Raw genomic sequence first — 21,348 nt, forward strand, 5'->3', positions numbered from 1 at the left:
GGCTAATCATAGCTCAGCGCAACGCATTTGAGAATGCTGGATTTTTGGCACAGCCCTGAGCGTCCAGTTGGCGATGGCCATTTTCAGCAGTTCGTCAATACGCAGATCCTGCCATTCGTTGGTTACATTCTGGTTGAGAAAACGCAGCGCGTCGATCAAAACAGGACGCGGATCGCCGTCTGGCAGGGCCGGGGCGTGGTTCTGCTTTGATAATTTTAAGCCCTGCGCATTAACCGCCAGCGGCAGATGAATGTAGTCCGGTGCTGTCCAGCCAAACTGGTGATACAGCGAGATTTGCCGTACGGTGGGCTCGACCAGATCCGCCCCGCGCACAATTTCCGTCACGCCCTGGAAATGATCGTCCACCACCACGGCCAGGTTGTAGGCGAACAGGCCATCGCGACGGTGAATAATAAAATCCTCACGCGCCAGACGTTCATCGGCATGAATCTCACCGGAGAGTAAATCGTGAAAGCGCGTCACCGGTGAGCGCTGCAGTATTCGCACGGCGGCATTTTCAGGACCGTTGTTCAACGTGCGGCAGTGGCCGTCATAGACGCCGCCTGCGCTCTGGATACGCGCGCGGGTGCAGGTGCAGTTATAGGAAAGCCCCTGAGCGCGAAGCCAGGCCAGACGTTCCCGATACGCCTCGTGACGTGTTGACTGCCAGAGAACTTCGTCATCCCAGTGAAGACCGTAATGTTCCAGCTGACGCAGAATCGTCTCTGCTGCACCGGGAACTTCACGCGGAGGGTCAATATCTTCAATGCGGACGAGCCATTTTCCCTGACGGGCGCGAGCCTGCAGGTAGCTGCCGAGCGCGGCAATTAATGAGCCGAAGTGTAATTCACCGGAAGGAGATGGCGCGAAGCGCCCAATATAGTGTGATTCAGACATATCAACAGTAACAAGGCGGGAGAGACTCCCGCCTTTGGAGTGTGTAAACAGCGCTGGTGTTAACCGGCCATCTGTTTTTCGCGGATTTCGGCCAGCGTTTTGCAGTCGATGCACAGATCGGCGGTTGGACGCGCTTCCAGGCGACGAATGCCAATTTCAACACCGCAGGATTCGCAGTAGCCAAAATCTTCGTCTTCGACTTTTTTCAGCGTTTTCTCGATCTTTTTGATCAGTTTGCGTTCGCGGTCACGGTTACGCAGTTCGAGGCTGAACTCTTCTTCCTGAGCGGCACGGTCTACCGGATCCGGGAAGTTAGCAGCTTCATCCTGCATATGAGTAACTGTGCGATCGACTTCATCCCTGAGTTGATTACGCCATGCTTCAAGAATACGCTTGAAGTGCGACAGCTGGGCTTCGTTCATATACTCTTCGCCCGGTTTCTCTTGATACGGCTCCACCCCAGCGATGGCGAGAATACTCAGGGACGATGTTTTACGGTTTTGCCCTTCTTGCATGTTGCTTCTCCTTAACACGCACTATCGATCCCCGTGTTGGGGGAAAAATCAGGTCGCTATAAATAGCAGATGCTTTTCCGTATGGCAATTATCTAAACGTAACACTTGACAAGCCTGTGAGGAAAAGCGTATTTGCGCACGCGGCCAGAACACTTAATAGTCAATCGTCTAATCCCTTATAAGACAATGGGAAGAGAGGATCTCAGAGTCATATTATCGGCAGAAAGTTCCGCTTTATAAGCGAAAACCTCTACCCCCTGCTTTTGTGCCTCATTCAACAATTGCGCGTATTTAGGATCAATATGGCGGGCAGGGGAGAAACGTTCAATGGCTGAATGCAATACCGCAAACAGCAATACGGCGCGTTTGCCCGCCGCCGCAACACTCATTAGCTCTCGCAGATGCTTCTGGCCACGTAGCGTTACCGCATCCGGGAAGTAGCCATTTTCCTGTTCCGCTAACGTCACTGATTTTACTTCAATATAGCACTCCGGCCTGTCTTCCGCCTGTAACATGAAGTCAATTCTGCTGCCTTCATCGCCATATTTCACTTCGCTTTTATGCGTGCCATAACCAACCAGTTCGGGAATAACGCCATGGGTCAGCGCTTCCTTAACTAACTGATTGGCGCGCAGGGTATTAACGCAAATAAATGCCCCGTTTTGGGTTTCGGTCATTTCCCAGGTATGAGCATATTTGCGTTTAGTATTTTCTGATGTGGAATACCAGACCCTGTCACTCGGCGTCGCACAGCCCGTCATGGCACCGGTATTGGGGCAGTGCAGGGTGAGCTGTTCGCCTTCTGGCGTGATCACATCGGCGAGGAAGCGTTTGTAGCGTTGGACAAGCGTAGCGTGCTGCAGGGGAGGACTAAACTTCATCAGAATTCCTTTCGGTGTCGCCCAGCGTCCAGCGCTGTAGCGGCGTATAGCGGGTGCGTCCCTGAATAAAGACGGATTCATAAAGCGCGAATGTGTTGACCTGAAAGGCCCAGTGAAAACCCGGCGGCGGGATGGCAACGGCCTGACCGGCATCGCGCAGCAGGGTGATGTGCGGATGAAACGGCTGTGGGCTTTGATAACAGCCGCTGCGCGCCGCCTGCGCGCGCAGCATGTTCGCCAGCTGTAATAATCCGCGCGGAGGCTGTCGCGTACCCAGCCAGACCACGCGCGAACGCAGCCACTGGCCCGCGTCGTCGAGGTGCAGCGTAAATTCCGGCTGGGCAATACGCCCTGCCATGGCGGCTAGCGCCCGCTGTTTTTCGGCACTGACGTCGCCCAAAAAGGCCAGCGTCAGGTGCAGGTTGGCCGCCGCGACAGGGCGTCCGGCCTCCGGCGGGAAGTGGTCAGCGCGCCAGCGAACAATTTGACGCTGTAAGGGGGTGGGCAATTCAATGGCAAAAAACAGCCGTTTCGACTCAGGCATACGGAGGACTCGGTAATGATATGCGCCGATGCTACAATGTACGCCGACGAATGTTAACCCTCTGGAGCTGTTAGTGTCCTCATTGCCGGTCGCCGTTGTTCTTCCTGACCTTCTCGCTGCCTTACGCCATTCCCCGCAGGTTTTGCTGAATGCCCCGACGGGGGCGGGTAAGTCCACCTGGCTGCCGCTGCAGATTCTGAAAGAGGGGAACATCAGCGGGAAAATTATCCTGCTGGAGCCGCGCAGGCTGGCTGCACGCAACGTAGCGCAGCGCCTCGCGGAACTGCTGAATGAAAAACCGGGCGAAACGGTAGGGTACAGGATGCGCGCCGAGACCTGCGTGGGTCCGACAACGCGCCTTGAGGTGGTCACCGAGGGCATTCTCACCCGCATGCTGCAAAACGATCCGGAGCTGACCGGCGTCGGGCTGGTGATCCTGGATGAATTTCACGAGCGCAGCCTGCAGGCGGATCTGGCCCTCGCGCTGTTGCTGGACGTTCAGCAGGGACTGCGTGACGATCTCCGGCTGCTGATAATGTCGGCCACGCTGGACAATGCGCGGCTACGGCAGGCGCTACCCGATGCGCCTGTCATCAGCTCTGAAGGGCGGGCGTTTCCTGTTGAACGCCGCTATCAACCGCTTCCCTCCCATCAGCGTTTTGACGAAGCGGTCGCCATTGCCACCGCAGAACTGCTGCGTCAGGAACCCGGCTCGCTGCTGCTGTTTTTGCCGGGCGTCGGGGAGATCCAGCGCGTGCAGGAGCAGCTTTCCTCTCGCGTAGGCGGTGATGTACTGCTCTGCCCGCTCTACGGCGCGCTGTCGCTGCAGGAGCAGCGTAAAGCTATCCTTCCTGCCCCGGTTGGACAGCGCAAGGTGGTACTGGCAACCAATATTGCTGAAACCAGTTTGACCATCGAAGGTATTCGCCTGGTGGTTGATAGCGCGCAGGAGAGGGTGGCAAGCTTTGACCCGCGCACCGGGTTGACTAAACTCCTGACGCAGCGCATCAGCCAGGCATCAATGGTGCAGCGCGCGGGCCGCGCGGGGCGACTTGAGCCGGGTATCTGCCTGCATTTGACCAGCGCAGAGCAGGCGGAACGCGCGACGCAGCAAAGCACACCGGAAATTTTACAAAGCGATTTGTCTGGCCTGGTGATGGATCTGCTGCAGTGGGGCTGCCCGGATCCTGGACAGCTTACCTGGCTTGATTCCCCGCCAGCCGTGAACCTCACCGCTGCGCGCAACCTGTTGACCCAGCTTGGTGCGCTGGAAGGCGAACGTCTGACGGTACGCGGCCAGAAAATGGCGGCACTGGGCAACGATCCGCGTCTGGCCGCGATGCTGGTGGCCGCGCAGGGGGAAGATGAGATTGCCACGGCAGCCAAACTGGCGGCTATCCTTGAGGAGCCGCCGCGCGGAGGCAGTAGCGATCTGGGGCAGGCGTTTTCGCGCAATCAGGGGAACTGGCAGCAGCGGGCGCAGCAGCTCTGTAAGCGGCTTAACAGCCGCGGCGGCGTGCCAGACAGTGAGAGCATCTCCCGGCTGTTAGCGCAGGCGTTTCCGGACCGGATTGCGCGTCGGCGCGGGCTGGACGGTCGCTACCAGCTGGCAAACGGTATGGGGGCGATGCTGGACAGCGATGATGCCCTCACGCGTCATGAGTGGCTGATTGCGCCGCTCCTGCTGCAGGGGAGCAACTCCCCGGATGCGCGTATCCTGCAGGCGATTGCCGTCGATATTGACGCCCTGACCCGTACCTGTCCGCATCTGCTCCAGCAATCGGACATCGTCGAGTGGGATGACGCCCAGGGCACGCTGAAGGCGTTTCGTCGTAGCCAGATTGGCAAACTGACACTCGGAACGAAGCCGCTGGCGAAGCCGTCGGAAGACGAGCTCCATCAGGCTATGCTGAACGGCATTCGGGAAAAAGGGCTGAGCGTGCTGAACTGGACGCCGGAGGCTGAGCAGTACCGCATTCGCCTGCACTGCGCCGCTCGCTGGTTGCCGGAGTACGCCTGGCCAGCGGTGGATGACGAAACGTTACTCGCGTCGCTGGAGACCTGGCTACTGCCGCAGATGAGCGGCGTACACTCCCTGCGGGCGCTGAAAGCGCTTGATGTTAAGGTCGCGTTACAGAATTTACTGGACTGGTCATTGCGTCAACGTCTGGATAGTGAACTGCCAGGGCATTACACTGTGCCGACCGGAAGCCGGATTGCCATCCGTTATCATGAGGATAATCCGCCGGCGCTGGCGGTTCGAATGCAGGAGATGTTTGGTGAGGCAACCACGCCGTCTATCGCTGAAGGGCGCGTGCCGTTGGTGCTTGAACTGCTGTCGCCTGCGCATCGACCCTTGCAGATCACTCGCGATCTGGGGGCGTTCTGGGCGGGGAGCTACCGTGACGTGCAGAAAGAGATGAAAGGGCGGTACCCCAAACACGTCTGGCCGGACGATCCGGCGAATACGGCGCCGACGAAGCGGACGAAGAAGTATTCCTGATAGGGATGTGCGGCCTGATGCCCTCACCCCGGCCCTCTCCCACAGGGAGAGGGAAAACTAATTTTGAGAGATTTCTTCTTTCACAGACCGGTGGAAGAAAAGAGAATCGGGCCTTTGCGCCTGAAAGTTGCGGAGAAAAAGCATGGCGGGGAATGACCGCGAGCCAATAGGACGTAAGGGAAGACCAACGCGTCCGGCGAAAGAAAAGGTAAGCCGTCGTCGCCTCAGAGATGAGGACTATGACGATGACTATGAAGACGATGATGAGGATGAAGAACCGATGCCGCGTAAAGGGAAAGGCAAAGGGCGCAAGCCTCGGGGCAAACGCGGCTGGTTCTGGCTGCTGCTGAAGCTCTTTATTGTTTTTGTTGTGCTGATGGCAATTTACGGCGTCTATCTGGATCAGAAGATCCGCAGCCGTATCGACGGTAAAGTCTGGCAGTTACCTGCGGCCGTGTATGGCCGTATGGTGAACCTTGAGCCAGATATGTCCATCACGAAAAACGAAATGGTAAAACTGCTGGAAGCCACCCAGTATCGTCAGGTGTCAAAAATGACGCGCCCTGGCGAATTTACCGTGCAGGCCAACAGCATTGAGATGATCCGCCGTCCGTTTGATTTCCCGGACAGCAAAGAGGGTCAGGTGCGCGCGCGTCTGACCTTTGACGGCGATCGTCTGGATACCATCGAGAACATGGATAACAACCGTCAGTTCGGTTTCTTCCGTCTCGACCCCCGTCTGATCACCATGCTCTCGTCGGCGAACGGCGAACAGCGTCTGTTCGTGGCGCGTAACGGCTTCCCGGATCTGCTGGTTGATACCCTGCTGGCAACCGAAGACCGCCACTTCTACGAGCATGACGGCATCAGCCTCTACTCGATTGGCCGTGCGGTCCTGGCGAACCTGACCGCGGGCCGTACCGTGCAGGGGGCAAGTACGCTGACCCAGCAGCTGGTGAAGAACCTGTTCCTCTCCAGCGAGCGCTCTTACTGGCGTAAAGCGAACGAAGCGTATATGGCCGTGCTGATGGATGCGCGCTACAGCAAGGATCGTATCCTTGAGCTGTATATGAACGAGGTGTACCTCGGTCAGAGCGGCGACAACGAAATCCGTGGCTTCCCGCTGGCGAGCCTGTACTACTTTGGTCGTCCGGTCGAAGAGTTGAGCCTGGATCAGCAGGCGCTGCTGGTGGGCATGGTGAAAGGGGCGTCCATTTATAACCCGTGGCGTAACCCGAAACTGGCCCTTGAGCGTCGTAACCTGGTGCTGCGTCTGCTGCAACAGCAGCAGGTGATTGACCAGGAGCTGTACGACATGCTGAGCGCACGTCCGCTTGGCGTGCAGCCGCGCGGTGGGGTGATCTCGCCTCAGCCTGCGTTTATGCAGCTGGTGCGTCAGGAGCTGCAGAGCAAGCTGGGTGATAAAGTGAAAGATCTCTCCGGCGTGAAGATCTTTACGACCTTTGACTCCGTGGCGCAGGATGCGGCAGAAAAAGCGGCGGTGGAAGGCATTCCGGCGCTGAAGAAACAGCGTAAGCTCTCCGATCTTGAAACCGCGATGGTGGTGGTTGACCGTAACTCCGGCGAAGTTCGTGCGATGGTGGGCGGTGCCGAGCCGCAGTTTGCTGGCTATAACCGTGCCATGCAGGCGCGTCGCTCGATCGGCTCTCTGGCAAAACCGGCAACCTATCTCACTGCCCTGAGTCAGCCAAACCAGTATCGTCTGAATACCTGGATTGCGGATGCGCCGATCTCCCTGCGCCAGCCTAACGGCCAGGTGTGGTCACCGCAGAACGACGACAAGCAGTTTAGCGGTCAGGTGATGCTGGTGGATGCGTTGACGCGCTCCATGAACGTGCCGACGGTGAACCTGGGCATGTCGCTGGGTCTGCCAGCGATTGTCGATACCTGGCAGAAGCTGGGCGTGGCGAAAGATCAGCTGCGCCCGGTACCGGCGATGATCCTGGGTGCGCTCAACCTGACGCCGATCGAAGTGGCGCAGGCGTTCCAGACGATCGCCAGCGGCGGTAACCGCGCGCCGCTCTCCGCCCTGCGTTCAGTGATTGCTGAAGATGGCTCCGTGCTGTATCAGAGCTTCCCGCAGGCGGAACGTGCCGTTCCTGCGCAGGCGGCCTATATGACGCTGTGGACGATGCAGCAGGTGGTGCAGCGCGGTACCGGCCGTCAGCTGGGAGCGAAGTATCCGGGCCTGCATCTGGCGGGTAAAACCGGGACCACCAACAACAACGTTGACACCTGGTTTGCCGGTATTGATGGTCGTGAAGTGGTGATCACCTGGGTAGGCCGCGACAACAACCAGCCGACCAAGCTGTACGGCGCGAGCGGGGCGATGTCGATTTACCAGCGCTATCTGGCGAATCAGTCCCCGGTGCCGCTGAACCTGGTTGCGCCGGAAGATATCGTCGATATGGGCGTGGACAGCTCCGGTAACTTCGTCTGCGGCGGCGGAATGCGTACTCTGCCGGTCTGGACAACCAACCCGGATTCCCTGTGCCAGCAAAGCCAGCCAGAACAGCCAACGGGTAACCCGTTCGAGCAGTCTTCTCAGCCACAGCAGCAGCAACAGCCGCAGCAGCAGAACGAGAAGAAAGACAGCGATGGTGTCGCAGGCTGGATTAAAGATATGTTCGGCGGTAACTAACCGCGTGAGGTCCCCCCGCAAGGGGGGATTTTTTTACCCATTCCCCCCCTTTTTTTAACCCTCTTTTTAATATTGATTAACCCTTCGTTCTCTCCTGGTTATTTCTTAAACCCTTAATTCTCGTAGGGCCGCTTACTGCTTGCTATGCAGTCAGCGTTTCGCCTATTATGCTGCGGTCATAATAATAATTCTCGTTTACGTTATCATTCACTTTTCCATCAGAGATACACCATGGCGCTTTCCAATACTGCTCAGCCAATCAATACGTCGCTGCGTAAAATCGCGGTCGTCGTCGCCACAGCGGTTGCCGGCATGTCGGCTTATACACATGCTGCCGAAACCCCGAAAAAAGAAGAAACCATTACGGTAACCGCAGCACCTGCGGCACAGGAAAGTGCCTGGGGACCGGCACCCACGATTGCGGCTAAACGCACCGCCACCGCGACCAAGACCGATACCCCGATTGAGAAAACCCCGCAGTCTATTTCTGTCGTCACCCGTGAAGAGATGGACATGAAGCAGCCGGGGACGGTTAAACAGGCGCTGGCCTATACGCCGAGCGTGTTCGCAACACGCGGGGCGTCTACAACGTATGATGTTGTTTCTATTCGTGGGTTCACCACTTCCAGTACCGTGAATACTAACCAGTATCTGGACGGGATGAAGCTGCAGGGAGATAACTATTCTGAAGCGTCCATGGATCCGTATTTCCTTGAGCGCGTCGAGCTGCTGCGTGGCCCAACGTCCGTTCTGTACGGTAAAAGCCACCCGGGCGGCGTGGTCAGCATGGTCAGCAAGCGCCCAACCACCGAGCCACTGAAAGAAATTCAGTTCAAAATGGGTACCGATAACCTGTGGCAGACCGGGTTTGATTTCAGCGATGCGATTGATGATGACGGCGTGTGGTCATACCGTCTGACCGGACTGGGGCGCAGCGAAAATGCGCAGCAGGAGATGGTGAAATCTTCCCGCTACGCCATTGCACCTGCTTTCAGCTGGCGTCCTGACGATAAAACCGATTTTACTTTCCTGAGCAACTTCCAGAGCGATCCGGATGCAGGCTATTACGGCTGGCTGCCGCGGGAAGGTACCGTTGTGCCTTACTACGATGCCAACGGCAAAGCACACAAGCTGCCGACCGATTTCAACGAAGGTGAAGAAGATAACAAGATCTCCCGTCGTCAGAAAATGGTGGGTTACAGCTTCTCGCATCAGTTTGATGACACCTTTACCGTGCGTCAAAACCTGCGCTACACCAAAATCAATACGCTTTACCGTTCCGTCTACGGTAACGGCTATATTGCACCGGCTCAGATCAGCCGCGCGTATGTGCGCTCCGATGAGGACCTCAACTCGTTTACCGTTGATACTCAGCTTCAGTCCAAATTCGCGACGGGTGCAGTGGATCATACCCTGTTGACGGGCGTTGATTACCTCCGCATGCGTAATGATATTGATGCTGACTACGGCACGGCCGATCCCATCAGTATGACGAAGCCTGCGTACGGCAATCCAAATGTCGACGTTTACTACCTTTACAAAGTGCTCAACCGTCAGGAACAAACCGGCCTTTATGCGCAGGATCAGGCTGAATGGGATAAGTGGGTACTCACAATGGGTGGCCGCTATGACTTTGCGAAAACCTCAGCACTGACGCGTACAACCGGTACTACCGCGGAAATCAACGATCAGGCATTCACGTGGCGCGGCGGGATTAACTACCTGTTCGACAACGGCATCACGCCTTATTTCAGCTATAGCGAATCGTTCGAACCGATTTCAGGTACCACTCAGGGCGGCAAACCGTTCGATCCTGCACGCGGCAAGCAGTATGAAGCGGGCGTGAAGTACGTACCGAAAGATCTGCCTGTTGTGGTCACGGCTGCTGTTTATCAGTTAACCAAAAACAACAACCTGACGGCCGATCCGGCGAACCCGACCAGCGGCTTTAGCGTGCAGGGCGGTGAAATTCGCTCTCGCGGTTTCGAACTGGAAGCGAAAGCTGCCGTCTCTGCCAACGTGAACGTGACGGCTTCCTATAGCTTTACTGATGCCAAATACACCCACGATACCTGGTATGAAGGCCGTCGTCCGGCGGAAGTGCCGCGCAATATGGCGTCTCTGTGGGCAGATTACACCTTCCACGAGACGGCGTTGAGCGGTCTGACGGTAGGGGCTGGCACCCGTTACATCGGTAACACCGTGTCCTATTACTCTGCTTCGTCGCCAAAAGCCTACCAGTCGTTCAACGTCGCGGGCTATGCCCTGGCGGATGCCACCGTGAAATACGATCTGGCACGCTTTGGACTTCCCGGCTCTTCTGTCGGCGTCAACGTGAACAACATCTTCGATCGCGAATACGTCTCCAGCTGCTACAGCGAATATGCCTGCTACTGGGGAGCAGGACGTCAGGTTGTTGCTACCGCGACCTTCCGCTTCTAATCTCTCTTCGGGCACGGTTCGCCGTGCCCTTTTTATTTAAGTTGGCTGATATGCAGGATAATCAAACGCAACCCGACACCACCTTTACGCTCAACCATCTCTCCTTTCGCGTACCCGGGCGCACCTTGCTGCATCCGCTCTCTTTGACGTTTCCCGCAGGTAAAGTCACTGGCCTGATTGGTCACAACGGTTCCGGTAAGTCCACGCTGCTCAAGATGCTGGGACGACATCAGCCGCCGTCAGAAGGCGACATCCTGCTGGATGACCAACCGCTGGAGAGCTGGAGCAGCAAAGCCTTTGCCCGCAAAGTGGCGTATCTGCCGCAGCAGCTGCCGCAGGCGGAGGGGATGACGGTGCGAGAGCTGGTGGCGATTGGGCGTTATCCGTGGCATGGCGCGCTTGGACGCTTTGGCGTGGCCGACAGAGAGAAAGTGGAAGAGGCGATTGCGCTGGTCGGGCTTAAGCCGCTGGCGCACCGTCTGGTGGATAGCCTGTCCGGCGGTGAACGGCAGCGCGCGTGGATTGCAATGCTGGTGGCCCAGGACAGCCGCTGCCTGCTCCTCGACGAACCCACCTCAGCACTTGATATCGCCCATCAGGTCGATGTTCTGGCGCTGGTGCACCGCTTGAGCCAGCAGCGCGGTCTGACGGTGATTGCGGTGCTGCATGATATCAACATGGCGGCACGCTACTGTGATTACCTTGTTGCGCTGCGCGGCGGCGAAATGATTGCGCAGGGAACGCCGTCCGAGCTGATGCGCAGCGAGACGCTGGAACAGATTTATGGTATTCCGATGGGTATTCTGCCTCACCCGGCCGGGGCTGCACCGGTGAGCTTCGTGTACTGATGCTGGACAACATGCGCATTAGCCGCCGTCGCCTGCTGACGGCGATGGCCCTCTCACCGCTGCTGTTAAAAATGAATACGGCGCGTGCCGCCGCCGTCGATCCGCACCGCATAGTGGCGCTGGAGTGGTTGCCGGTCGAGCTGATGATGGCGCTCGGCGTTACGCCCTACGGCGTCGCGGACATTCCCAACTATAACCTCTGGGTGAACGAGCCGAAGCTGCCGGATTCGGTGATCGACGTCGGCCTGCGTACGGAGCCAAACCTCGAGCTGCTCACCCAGATGAAACCGTCGTTCCTCTTCTGGTCCGCGGGCTACGGTCCGTCAGAAGAGGTGATGGCGCGCATTGCGCCCGGGCGCGGATTCGCTTTCAGCGACGGTAAAAAACCGCTGGCCGTAGCGAAAAATTCGATTGGCGAGATGGCGCATTTCCTTAACCGGGAAGCGGAGGCCAAACGGCATCTCGCCGAATTTGATGCCCTGATCGACTCCCTCAAGCCGCGTTTTGCTCACCGGGGCGATCGTCCGCTGCTGATGGTGACGCTGCTGGATGCCCGCCATATGCTGGTCTTTGGTAAAAACTGCCTGTTCCAGGAGGTGCTGGACAGCTTCGGCATTCGCAACGCCTGGGAAGGGGAGATGACGTTCTGGGGCAGTACCGCTGTGGGTATCGATCGCCTCGCGGCGTTTCGCGATGTGGATGTGCTGTGCTTCGATCACGGCAACGAGCGCGACATGCAAACCCTGATGGCGACTCCGCTCTGGCAGGCGATGCCGTTTGTGCGCGAGCGGCGCTTCCAGCGCGCTCCGGCGGTCTGGTTCTACGGCGCGACGCTGTCGGCGATGCATTTTGCCCGCGTGCTGGATAACGCCCTGGGAGGTAAAGCATGAGTACGCGTATTGCCCGTTTCCCGGCGCTTCTGCTGATGCTGATTTTTCTTGCCGCGCTGGCGTTAACCGGGTTCAACCTCTCTGCCGCGTTACCGCGCGCGCAATGGGGAGCCGCGCTGGCCTCGCCGGATATCGACAATATTCAGCAGATGCTGTTCCACTACAGCCTGCTGCCGCGTCTGGCAATCTCCCTTTTAGTCGGTGCCGGTTTAGGGCTGGTGGGCGTGCTGTTCCAGCAGGTGTTACGTAACCCGCTGGCGGAGCCAACCACGCTCGGCGTCGCGACCGGCGCACAGCTTGGGATCACTATCACCACGCTGTGGGCGCTGCCGGGAGCGTTAACCTCGCAGTTTGCGGCACTCGCGGGGGCGTGCGTGGTGGGCGCGCTGGTCTTTGGCGTGGCCTGGGGTAAACGCCTCTCACCGGTCACGCTTATCCTGGCCGGGCTGGTGGTGAGCCTCTACTGTGGCGCGATTAACCAGCTGCTGGTGCTTTTCCACCACGATCGGCTGCAAAGCATGTTCCTGTGGAGTACCGGCACGCTCACCCAGACCGACTGGAGCGTTGTGCTGCGCCTGTGGCCGCAGCTGGCTGGCGGTGTCGTGCTGACGCTGCTGCTCCTGCGCCCTCTTACGCTGATGGGACTGGATGATGGCGTGGCGCGTAACCTGGGGCTGGCGCTGTCGCTGGCTCGACTGGCGGCGCTGACGCTGGCGATTGTATTGAGCGCCCTGCTGGTGAATGCGGTTGGCATCATCGGGTTTATCGGCCTGTTTGCGCCGCTGCTGGCGAAAATGCTTGGGGCGCGTCGTTTGCTGGCGCGTCTGCTGCTGGCCTCGCTGATTGGGGCGCTGATCCTCTGGCTTTCCGATCAGCTTATTCTCTGGCTGGCGCGGGTGTGGCGGGAAGTCTCTACCGGCTCGGTCACGGCGCTTATCGGTGCGCCGCTGCTGCTTTGGCTGCTGCCGCGTCTGCGCAGCATGAGCGCGCCGGCGATGGATGCGGGCGATAAAGTCCATGCTGAACGTCAGTCGGTACTGTGGTTTAGCCTTGCCGGGCTGGCGGTGCTGATTATCGCCTCGTTCGCGGCGCTCTCATTCGGTCGCGATGCCGCGGGCTGGCACTGGGCAACGGGCGATTTACTCAACGACCTGCTGCAGTGGCGCTGGCCGCGTATCTTTGCTGCGCTGATTGCAGGGGTAATGCTGGCGGTGGCGGGGTGCATTATTCAGCGTCTGACCGGCAACCCGATGGCGAGCCCGGAAGTGCTTGGGATCAGCTCTGGCGCCGCCTTTGGCGTGGTGCTGATGCTGTTCTTTGTGCCGGGCAATGCGTTTGGCTGGCTGATGCCTGCCGGCAGTCTCGGTGCGGCCGTTACGCTGCTGATTATCCTGATTGCCGCCGGTCGCGGCGGGTTTTCACCGCACCGCATGCTGCTGGCGGGGATGGCGCTCAGCACCGCGTTCACCATGCTGCTGATGATGCTGCAGGCAAGCGGCGACCCGCGTATGGCGAAGATCCTGACCTGGATATCCGGCTCAACGTACGGCGCGACCGGCAGCCAGGCGATCGGGTCCGGGCTCGTGATGGTCGTGCTGCTGGCGATGGTGCCGCTGTGCCGACGCTGGCTGACTATTCTGCCGCTCGGCGGTGAAACCGCACGTGCGGTGGGCATGGCGCTGACGCCAGCGCGTGTAGCGCTGCTGCTGCTCGCCGCGTGCCTGACGGCGACGGCCACCATGACGATTGGCCCGCTGAGTTTTGTGGGGTTAATGGCGCCGCATATCGCCAGAATGATGGGGTTCCGCCGGACGATGCCGCATATTGTCATGTCGGCCCTCACGGGCGGCGTGATGCTGGTGTTTGCAGACTGGTGCGGAAGAATGGTGCTGTTCCCGTATCAGATCCCGGCGGGGCTGCTGTCGACCTTTATTGGTGCGCCGTATTTTATTTATCTGTTGAGAAAGCAGAGTCGGTAGTCAGGTGCGGCCTTATGCCCTCTCCCACGGGGAGAGGGAGAACACCGTAGGCCGGGTAAGCGTTAGCGCTACCCGGCAATGCCCTTAGAGCTTGGCAAACACCTTACGCGCCGCGTCAATGGTGTTATTGATATCTTCTTCGCTGTGCGCCACGGACATAAAGCCCGCCTCGAATGCGGACGGTGCCAGGTAGACGCCTTCTTCCAGCATCAGGTGGAAGAAGCGCTTGAAGCGTTCAACGTCGCACTTCACCACGTCCTGATAGCGGGTCACGGTTTTCGCCTCGGTGAAGAAAATCCCGAACATTCCGCCTACGTGGTTAACTACCAGCGGAATACCGGCCTCTTCTGCCGCTTCCAGCAGGCCGTTTGCCAACTGCGTGGTCCGGTCGGTCAGGGTTTCGTGAATACCTGGCTGAGCCACTTCGGTCAGGCAGGCAAAACCCGCCGCCATGGCGATAGGGTTACCGGAGAGCGTGCCCGCCTGGTAAACCGGGCCGGTTGGTGCCAGCGCTTCCATGACGTCCTTACGTCCACCGAACGCGCCGACAGGCATGCCGCCGCCGATGATTTTACCCAGACAGGTGAGGTCCGGCTCCACGCCGTAATAAGACTGGGCGCCCGCCAGCGCCACGCGGAAGCCGGTCATCACTTCGTCGATGATCAGCAGCGCGCCGAACTCATCGCACAGGGCGCGCAGGCCCGGCAGGAAGTCAGGCTGCGGTGGGATACAGTTCATGTTGCCCGCAACTGGCTCAACGATGATGCAGGCGATCTCCTGCGGATACTGCTCGAACGCTGCGCGAACGGTGTTCAGATCGTTATAGGTGCAGGTCAGGGTATGCTTCGCGAAATCCGCAGGTACGCCAGGCGAGTTTGGCTGGCCGAGCGTCAGCGCGCCGGAACCCGCTTTCACCAGCAGGCAGTCCGCGTGGCCGTGGTAGCAGCCTTCGAACTTGATGATTTTATCGCGGCCGGTAAAACCGCGCGCCAGGCGGATGGCGCTCATGGTGGCTTCGGTACCGGAGTTCACCATGCGCACCATGTCCATGGTCGGGACCAGCTCGGTGACCAGTTCCGCCATCTTCACTTCCATTTCGGTAGGCGCACCGAAGCTCAGGCCGCGCTGGGCGGCTTCAATTACCGCGTTACGAATGGCCGGGTGGTTGTGCCCCAGCACCATCGGGCCCCAGGAGCCGACGTAATCGATATAGGCTTTGCCATCGACATCATACAGATACGCGCCGTCAGCACGTTCGATAAACAGCGGCGTGCCGCCCACGCCGGTAAAGGCGCGCACAGGTGAGTTCACGCCACCCGGAATAAGCTCGCGGGCTGCACTGTAGAGGTTTTCAGACTTGCTCATGGCGTCGTTCCTGGTTCGTATAAAATGATTAAGCCCACTATTCTAAGTGATTCGGGGAAGGTTATGAAATTTTTAGCCTGGTAATGCTTTAAGATTTGTTAAGTAATTTTCAGGAGACGGTGGGGCTGTCTCTGGTAAAATCCACGCGGCTTTTTGTATGACGAATAAGTACAGGACATGAAATCAGATTCTCCGTCTTTTGAAGAACAACAGTTTACGCGCGCCCAGCATCGAATCAGTATTCGACGGCTGCTCAATCGCGATAAAACGCCGCTGGCGATCCTGCTGGCCGCTGCCGTGGTGGGAACACTCGCCGGTCTGGTGGGCGTGGCGTTTGAAAAAGCGGTTAATGCCGTGCTCAACTGGCGAGTGGGAACCGTGGCCGGTTTCGCCGACAGCCGATGGCTGGTCTGGGTTGCGGCGTTCGGGCTGTCGGCGCTGTTTGCCATGGTGGGGTATTTTCTGGTGCGTAAATTTGCGCCGGAGGCGGGCGGGTCCGGCATCCCGGAAATTGAAGGGGCGCTGGAGGAGCTGCGTCCTGTGCGCTGGTGGCGAGTCATTCCGGTGAAATTTATCGGCGGCATGGGTACGCTGGGCGCGGGGATGGTTCTTGGCCGGGAAGGACCCACGGTTCAGCTGGGCGGGAACGTCGGCCGCATGGTGGGCGATCTGTTTCGGATGCGCAGCGCCGAAGCGCGCCATACGCTGCTGGCAACCGGTGCGGCGGCGGGGCTGTCGGCGGCCTTTAACGCGCCGCTGGCGGGCATTTTGTTTATCATCGAAGAGATGCGCGCGCAGTTTCGCTACAACCTGATCTCCATTAAAGCGGTGTTTACCGGCGTCATTATGTCGAGCATTGTGTTTCGCCTCTTTAATGGCGAAGGGGCGGTCATTGAGGTGGGTAAACTGACCAACGCGCCGGTTAACACCCTGTGGCTTTACCTGATCCTCGGCATGATTTTTGGCGTGGTGGGACCGCTGTTTAACACCTTTATCCTGCGCGCTCAGGATATGTTCCAACGTATTCACGGTGGGAATACGACTAAATGGGTGCTGATGGGCGGCCTGCTTGGCGGAATCTGTGGCGTGCTCGGGTTTATCGAGCCAAATGCCGCGGGCGGCGGCTTCGGGCTGATCCCCATTGCGGCGGCGGGGAACTTCAGCGTGGGTCTGCTGCTGTTTATGTTTATCTCCCGCGTCATCACCACGGTATTGTGTTTTTCCTCCGGCGCGCCCGGCGGGATATTCGCCCCGATGCTGGCGCTGGGAACCTTGTTGGGCACCGCGTTTGGTATGGCGGCTGAAGCGGGCTTTCCCGCCTATCACCTTGATGCAGGGACCTTTGCGGTAGCCGGAATGGGGGCGCTGCTGGCCGCCTCCCTGCGCGCGCCGTTGACCGGGATCGTGCTGGTGCTGGAGATGACGGACAATTACCAGCTCATTTTGCCAATGATCATTACCTGTCTCGGGGCGACACTATTAGCCCAGTTCCTGGGTGGAAAACCGCTATACTCCACCATCCTCGCGCGTACCCTGGCAAAACAAGAGGCGGAGCGGGCCGCCGCGCAGAATACTTGAATGAATTACCAGGGTATTAGATAATGACGAAAAGAATTGGGTGAATTTTACCCAATAGCAGTATTCATGGGAGCATAAGATGAGTGATGACGTAGCTGTGCCGCTGGAATTTACCGAAGCAGCAGCCAACAAAGTGAAAACCCTGATTGCCGACGAAGACAATCCGGATCTGAAACTGCGTGTCTATATTACCGGTGGCGGCTGCAGCGGCTTCCAGTACGGTTTTACTTTTGACGATCAGGTTAACGATGGCGATATGACCATTGAGAAACAGGGCGTCGCGCTGGTGGTTGACCCGATGAGCCTGCAGTATCTGGTAGGTGGTTCGGTCGACTACACCGAAGGTCTGGAAGGTTCACGCTTTGTGGTGACCAACCCGAATGCAACAAGCACCTGCGGGTGTGGGTCTTCGTTCAGCATTTAAGCCTGAATGCGGATTGTAGGCCCGGTAAGCGAAGCGCCACCGGGCTTATAAACGACGCCTATCTTGAAGTTTCATCCAGCGCAAACGTCGGCAGCTTCAGGTGCCAGCGTATCGCCGCTAAACGTATCGCCAGCGTCACGATCATCCCCAGCATCGCGGCGTTTTCCAGCGGAATGGCAAAGGTGTAATACGCGGTCGCGTGGACAATGCCGCCCGCAATACAGGCCGTTGCGTAAATTTCAGTACGCAGGATCATCGGCACCTCACGTGCCAGAATGTCGCGAATGATCCCGCCGCCCACGCCGGTTAACACGCCCATGCAGATCGCCACCATCGGACCGGTGCCCGCATTAAACGCCTTATTGACACCAATACCGACAAACACGGCCAGACCGACGGCATCCAGTACCGGCAATATCCATTTTGGTAATCGGCGGGGCTGGCGAACCAGCACAATGGTTAATAAACAGGTGACCATCGCGACCACCAGGTCGGTCGGATCTTTCACCCAAAACACCGGGCCATTGGCCAGCGCCATATCGCGGATTGTCCCGCCGCCCACGGCGGTCACCACGCCCAGCACCAGCACGCCAAACGGATCCATGCGTAGTTTTCCGGCGAGCAGGACGCCGGAGATAGCAAAAACGGCTGTGCCAAGAATATCCAGCCAATAAACGAGCATCGTTAAATCCTCGAAAAGGGTCTTATGTTAGTGACTCTCTGCCAGCGCGGCACAGAGCTGTTTTGCGGCGAGGATAATACGCGGGCTGGCGCGTTCAAACCAGTCGCTGTTGAGGGGTATTACCGGTATTTTTAGCTGCTTTTGCCAGAATTGCTCGATTTTGGGAATTTCGCTCGCATTTCCGACCACCACGATGGCCTGTGGCTGGCGCGCCAGAACCTGCTCACGGCTTACCTGAGGCCACGGTACCCGGCTGGCTGCAAAGATGTTTTCACCGCCACAGACTTCCAGTACCTGATTCTGAATCGACCCTTTACCGGTGGTGAACAGCGGCTGGCTGCCAAACTGCAGGAAGATGCGCTTTTTAACAGGGGTATCGTATCGGGATTTCAGCGCGGCATAGTCGCTGAGCATCTGTTTCGCTGCAGCCTCGGCTTTTTTGGGCGTAGGGCTATAGGGTGCCAGGGCCTGTAGCGCCTGAGCGACCTGCTCAATGCTGACGGCATCAATCCACATGACCTTGATGCCAAGGGAGGTAAGCTGGTTGACCTGCCGCTCGGCGTTTCCGCCGCGCCAGGCCAGCACGAGATCCGGTTTCAGCGCCACGATGCGCTCAAGGTTCATCCCTTGCCAGGTTGCCACCTGTTCAATGCCCGCAGCCTGTGGGGGATAATCCGAAAAGCTGCTCACGCCAACGGGCGTGATCCCGGCGGCAAACGCCAGTTCGGTATTGGCGGGAGAGAGGGTAATCACACGCGGCGCGGCAAAAAGCCACGCCGGTGCGAGCAGAAGCAGGGCGGCCAGCGCCCTGAGGGGATGTTTAGCCACGTGCCAGGTTCTGCACCAGGCGTTCCACCATCACGGTGGACTGTTTTGCCGCAACGGTCAGGAACTCGTCGAAGCTGATGTGGGACTGCTGATCTGCCACGTCAGAGATGGCGCGAACCACTACAAACGGTACGTTGAAATTATGGCAAACGTGCGCGATCGCGGTCGCTTCCATCTCAACGGCCACCGCCTGAGGGAAGTTATGACGGATTTTCGCCAGACCGACGGAGCCATTGATGAACGCATCACCGCTGACAATCAGACCGCGTACCGCGTTGAGGTTGAGCTCCGCAATGCAGGTCTCTGCCGCCGCAATCAGTTTGTCGTCCGCTTTAAACCCTGCCGGGCAGCCCGGAAGCTGGCCGTACTCGTAGCCGAACGCGGTGACGTCCGCATCGTGATAGCGCGCTTCGTCGGAAACAACGATGTCACCCACTTTCAGCGTCGGCGCCAGGCCGCCCGCAGAGCCGGTATTCACGATCACGTCCGGCTTGCAGCGCTCAAGCAGCAGGGTGGCACCCAGCGCCGCAGCGACTTTACCGATGCCTGATTTCAGCAGAGCCACGTCAACACCGTTTAGCTGACCGGTATAGATCTCACAACCCCCCAGAGAGAGGGTCTGACGGTTCTCAATTTTGTCACGCAGAAGCGTAACTTCTTCTTCCATTGCACCAATAATGCCGATTTTCATAGATTTACTCGCGATGTGCCTTGTTAAGATGCATAGTCTATCATGCGGTTAAGGGGAAACGCATTCTCACGCGGGGGAGCACATGTCACCAATCGATTTTCGCACCAAAATTAACTGGCACCGACGTTTCCGTTCGCCGCAGGGCGACAAGAGCGAACATGAGATCCTGCGTATCTTCGAAAGCGATCGCGGGCGGATCATTAACTCGCCCGCCATCCGCCGTCTGCAGCAAAAGACCCAGGTCTTTCCGCTGGAGCGTAACGCCGCGGTGCGCACGCGCTTAACCCACTCCATGGAGGTGCAGCAGGTCGGGCGCTACATCGCCAAAGAGATTTTAAGCCGTCTCAAAGAGCAGCGCTTACTGGAAACCTATGGTCTGGACGAGCTGACGGGGCCTTTTGAGAGCATCGTTGAGATGGCCTGCCTGATGCATGACATCGGCAACCCGCCTTTCGGTCACTTTGGAGAGGCGGCTATCAATGACTGGTTTAAGCAACGGCTTTACCCTTCGGATGCGGTAAGCCAGCCGCTGAGCGACGACCGCTGCATCGTACGCGATTTACGCCTGCGTGAAGGTGAAGAGGGGCTGAACGATCTGCGCCGCAAGGTGCGCCAGGACCTCTGTCACTTTGAGGGTAACGCGCAGGGGATCCGGCTGGTGCATTCCCTGATGCGTATGAACCTGACCTGGGCGCAGGTCGGCTGCATTCTTAAATATACGCGCCCCGCGTGGTGGATGGGGGAGACGCCCGCGTCCCACAGTTATTTAATGAAAAAACCGGGCTATTACCTTTCCGAAGAGGCTTATATTGAACGGTTACGTAAAGAACTTTCATTGACGCCAAACGGCCGTTTTCCATTGACCTGGATTATGGAAGCCGCCGATGATATTTCCTATTGCGTGGCCGATCTGGAAGACGCCGTTGAGAAAAGAATTTTCAGCGTCGAGGAGCTTTATCAGCATCTTTATACGGCCTGGGGCACCCATGAAAAAGGCTCGCTGTTTGCGCAGGTTGTCGAAAATGCCTGGGAAAAATCGCGCTCAAATACATTAAGCCGCAGTACGGAAGACCAGTTCTTTATGTATTTGCGGGTCAATACATTAAATAAGCTGGTGCCGTACGCGGCGTCACGCTTTATTGATAATTTGCCGCTGATTTTCAGCGGGGAATTCAACCACGCCCTGCTGGAAGATGACAGCAGTTTCAGCCAGCTCCTCGAGCTTTATAAACATGTGGCGATGCGGCATGTATTCAGCCATCCGGATGTCGAACAGTTAGAGCTGCAGGGATATAGGGTGATCAGTGGGTTACTGGAAATTTATGCTCCGCTGCTCCAGCTGTCGGTCGACGAATTCAGCGAGCTGGTGGAACACGAGCGCGTGCGCCGTATTCCCATTGAATCACGACTTTATCAAAAACTTTCTACCCGACACCGTCTGGCGTATGTCGAAGCGATTGGCAAGCTGGATCGCCAGTCACCGCAGTGGCCGGTGATGGAATATTATTACCGCTGCCGTCTTATCCAGGACTATATCAGCGGCATGACGGATTTGTATGCCTGGGATGAATATCGCAAGCTGATGGCGGTGGAATAACCCGGAGTTTTGTAAAGACGGC

Annotated in this window: 17 protein-coding genes; 9 read left to right on the forward strand and 8 right to left on the reverse strand. The window is 58.0% G+C overall.

Features of this window, described 5'->3' with window-relative positions; translation table 11 throughout:
- Nucleotides 1-6: 6 nt before the first annotated feature.
- From gluQRS to thpR, 4 genes are all read right to left on the reverse strand, one after another.
- The gene (gene gluQRS / locus BFV67_RS03740) at nt 7-897 is read right to left on the reverse strand and encodes a tRNA glutamyl-Q(34) synthetase GluQRS (RefSeq protein WP_008501938.1); all 891 of its coding nucleotides are present in this window, start codon (nt 895-897) and stop codon (nt 7-9) included.
- Nucleotides 898-956: 59 nt separating this feature from the next.
- Nucleotides 957-1,412 (reverse strand): RNA polymerase-binding protein DksA, encoded by a 456-nt coding sequence (dksA, locus tag BFV67_RS03745; protein WP_001155232.1) that lies wholly within the window; start codon nt 1,410-1,412, stop codon nt 957-959.
- A gap of 176 nt (nt 1,413-1,588) precedes the next feature.
- Nucleotides 1,589-2,293 carry a DNA/RNA nuclease SfsA gene (sfsA, locus tag BFV67_RS03750; protein WP_069597889.1) on the reverse strand — a complete coding sequence of 235 codons (705 nt, stop codon included), beginning with the start codon at nt 2,291-2,293 and terminating at the stop codon, nt 1,589-1,591.
- Nucleotides 2,283-2,837, reverse strand: coding sequence for an RNA 2',3'-cyclic phosphodiesterase (thpR, locus tag BFV67_RS03755; RefSeq protein WP_023293244.1), 555 nt, complete (start codon nt 2,835-2,837; stop codon nt 2,283-2,285). The genes sfsA and thpR overlap by 11 nt, the downstream gene beginning before the upstream one ends.
- A 73-nt stretch (nt 2,838-2,910) precedes the next feature.
- On the opposite strand from thpR, the gene hrpB reads away from it, so the two are divergent.
- The 6 genes from hrpB (at nt 2,911) to fhuB (ending at nt 14,161) form a co-directional block, all read left to right on the forward strand.
- Nucleotides 2,911-5,340, forward strand: coding sequence for an ATP-dependent helicase HrpB (gene hrpB / locus BFV67_RS03760; protein WP_069597890.1), 2,430 nt, complete (start codon nt 2,911-2,913; stop codon nt 5,338-5,340).
- A 142-nt stretch (nt 5,341-5,482) separates the two neighbouring features.
- The gene (gene mrcB / locus BFV67_RS03765) at nt 5,483-8,002 is read left to right on the forward strand and encodes a bifunctional glycosyl transferase/transpeptidase (RefSeq protein ID WP_069597891.1); all 2,520 of its coding nucleotides are present in this window, start codon (nt 5,483-5,485) and stop codon (nt 8,000-8,002) included.
- A 231-nt stretch (nt 8,003-8,233) separates the two neighbouring features.
- Nucleotides 8,234-10,444: a ferrichrome porin FhuA gene (fhuA, locus tag BFV67_RS03770; protein ID WP_021240495.1), complete on the forward strand. Its 2,211-nt coding sequence runs from the start codon at nt 8,234-8,236 to the stop codon at nt 10,442-10,444.
- 50 nt (nt 10,445-10,494) lie between these two features.
- Nucleotides 10,495-11,292 carry a Fe3+-hydroxamate ABC transporter ATP-binding protein FhuC gene (gene fhuC, locus BFV67_RS03775; protein WP_008501928.1) on the forward strand — a complete coding sequence of 266 codons (798 nt, stop codon included), beginning with the start codon at nt 10,495-10,497 and terminating at the stop codon, nt 11,290-11,292.
- Nucleotides 11,292-12,182 (forward strand): Fe(3+)-hydroxamate ABC transporter substrate-binding protein FhuD, encoded by an 891-nt coding sequence (gene fhuD / locus BFV67_RS03780; RefSeq protein ID WP_023345453.1) that lies wholly within the window; start codon nt 11,292-11,294, stop codon nt 12,180-12,182. The genes fhuC and fhuD overlap by 1 nt, the downstream gene beginning before the upstream one ends.
- On the forward strand, nt 12,179-14,161 hold the full coding sequence (fhuB, locus tag BFV67_RS03785; RefSeq protein WP_065102057.1) for a Fe(3+)-hydroxamate ABC transporter permease FhuB: 1,983 nt from the start codon (nt 12,179-12,181) through the stop codon (nt 14,159-14,161). Before fhuD ends, fhuB begins: the two co-directional genes overlap by 4 nt.
- Before the next feature lie 84 nt (nt 14,162-14,245).
- Here the strand turns inward: fhuB and hemL are convergent, their stop codons facing one another.
- Nucleotides 14,246-15,526 (reverse strand): glutamate-1-semialdehyde 2,1-aminomutase, encoded by a 1,281-nt coding sequence (gene hemL / locus BFV67_RS03790; RefSeq protein WP_008501925.1) that lies wholly within the window; start codon nt 15,524-15,526, stop codon nt 14,246-14,248.
- A 177-nt stretch (nt 15,527-15,703) separates the two neighbouring features.
- Here hemL and clcA point away from each other — a divergent pair, with 177 nt between their 5' ends.
- Together clcA and erpA are read left to right on the forward strand one after the other, a co-directional pair.
- Nucleotides 15,704-17,104 (forward strand): H(+)/Cl(-) exchange transporter ClcA, encoded by a 1,401-nt coding sequence (gene clcA / locus BFV67_RS03795; protein ID WP_021240492.1) that lies wholly within the window; start codon nt 15,704-15,706, stop codon nt 17,102-17,104.
- A 79-nt stretch (nt 17,105-17,183) separates the two neighbouring features.
- A complete protein-coding gene (gene erpA / locus BFV67_RS03800; RefSeq protein ID WP_008501923.1) occupies nt 17,184-17,528 on the forward strand; it encodes an iron-sulfur cluster insertion protein ErpA in 345 nt (114 codons plus the stop codon).
- A 58-nt stretch (nt 17,529-17,586) separates the two neighbouring features.
- Here erpA and BFV67_RS03805 read toward each other — a convergent pair whose 3' ends face one another.
- From BFV67_RS03805 to mtnN, 3 genes are read right to left on the reverse strand one after another with little or no spacing between them, the layout of a single operon-like run.
- Nucleotides 17,587-18,210: a TRIC cation channel family protein gene (locus BFV67_RS03805; RefSeq protein ID WP_008501922.1), complete on the reverse strand. Its 624-nt coding sequence runs from the start codon at nt 18,208-18,210 to the stop codon at nt 17,587-17,589.
- Nucleotides 18,211-18,237: 27 nt separating this feature from the next.
- Nucleotides 18,238-19,038: a vitamin B12 ABC transporter substrate-binding protein BtuF gene (gene btuF / locus BFV67_RS03810; protein ID WP_008501921.1), complete on the reverse strand. Its 801-nt coding sequence runs from the start codon at nt 19,036-19,038 to the stop codon at nt 18,238-18,240.
- A complete protein-coding gene (mtnN, locus tag BFV67_RS03815; protein ID WP_008501920.1) occupies nt 19,031-19,729 on the reverse strand; it encodes a 5'-methylthioadenosine/S-adenosylhomocysteine nucleosidase in 699 nt (232 codons plus the stop codon). Before mtnN ends, btuF begins: the two co-directional genes overlap by 8 nt.
- Nucleotides 19,730-19,811: 82 nt before the next feature.
- On the opposite strand from mtnN, the gene dgt reads away from it, so the two are divergent.
- The gene (dgt, locus tag BFV67_RS03820) at nt 19,812-21,326 is read left to right on the forward strand and encodes a dGTPase (protein ID WP_008501919.1); all 1,515 of its coding nucleotides are present in this window, start codon (nt 19,812-19,814) and stop codon (nt 21,324-21,326) included.
- Nucleotides 21,327-21,348 lie beyond the last annotated feature (22 nt).

This window comes from Enterobacter roggenkampii (genome assembly GCF_001729805.1).
Lineage (GTDB): Bacteria > Pseudomonadota > Gammaproteobacteria > Enterobacterales > Enterobacteriaceae > Enterobacter > Enterobacter roggenkampii.

Excerpts from the sequence above, each read along its gene's own strand:
- hemL (WP_008501925.1), bottom strand. The coding sequence starts at position 15,526 with ATGAGCAAGTCTGAAAACCTCTACAGTGCAGCCCGCGAGCTTATTCCG.
- mrcB (WP_069597891.1), top strand. The coding sequence starts at position 5,483 with ATGGCGGGGAATGACCGCGAGCCAATAGGACGTAAGGGAAGACCAACG.
- erpA (WP_008501923.1), top strand. The coding sequence starts at position 17,184 with ATGAGTGATGACGTAGCTGTGCCGCTGGAATTTACCGAAGCAGCAGCC.
- mtnN (WP_008501920.1), bottom strand. The coding sequence starts at position 19,729 with ATGAAAATCGGCATTATTGGTGCAATGGAAGAAGAAGTTACGCTTCTG.
- fhuD (WP_023345453.1), top strand. The coding sequence starts at position 11,292 with ATGCTGGACAACATGCGCATTAGCCGCCGTCGCCTGCTGACGGCGATG.
- dgt (WP_008501919.1), top strand. The coding sequence starts at position 19,812 with ATGTCACCAATCGATTTTCGCACCAAAATTAACTGGCACCGACGTTTC.
- fhuA (WP_021240495.1), top strand. The coding sequence starts at position 8,234 with ATGGCGCTTTCCAATACTGCTCAGCCAATCAATACGTCGCTGCGTAAA.
- fhuC (WP_008501928.1), top strand. The coding sequence starts at position 10,495 with ATGCAGGATAATCAAACGCAACCCGACACCACCTTTACGCTCAACCAT.
- fhuB (WP_065102057.1), top strand. The coding sequence starts at position 12,179 with ATGAGTACGCGTATTGCCCGTTTCCCGGCGCTTCTGCTGATGCTGATT.
- dksA (WP_001155232.1), bottom strand. The coding sequence starts at position 1,412 with ATGCAAGAAGGGCAAAACCGTAAAACATCGTCCCTGAGTATTCTCGCC.
- gluQRS (WP_008501938.1), bottom strand. The coding sequence starts at position 897 with ATGTCTGAATCACACTATATTGGGCGCTTCGCGCCATCTCCTTCCGGT.
- sfsA (WP_069597889.1), bottom strand. The coding sequence starts at position 2,293 with ATGAAGTTTAGTCCTCCCCTGCAGCACGCTACGCTTGTCCAACGCTAC.
- thpR (WP_023293244.1), bottom strand. The coding sequence starts at position 2,837 with ATGCCTGAGTCGAAACGGCTGTTTTTTGCCATTGAATTGCCCACCCCC.
- BFV67_RS03805 (WP_008501922.1), bottom strand. The coding sequence starts at position 18,210 with ATGCTCGTTTATTGGCTGGATATTCTTGGCACAGCCGTTTTTGCTATC.
- clcA (WP_021240492.1), top strand. The coding sequence starts at position 15,704 with ATGAAATCAGATTCTCCGTCTTTTGAAGAACAACAGTTTACGCGCGCC.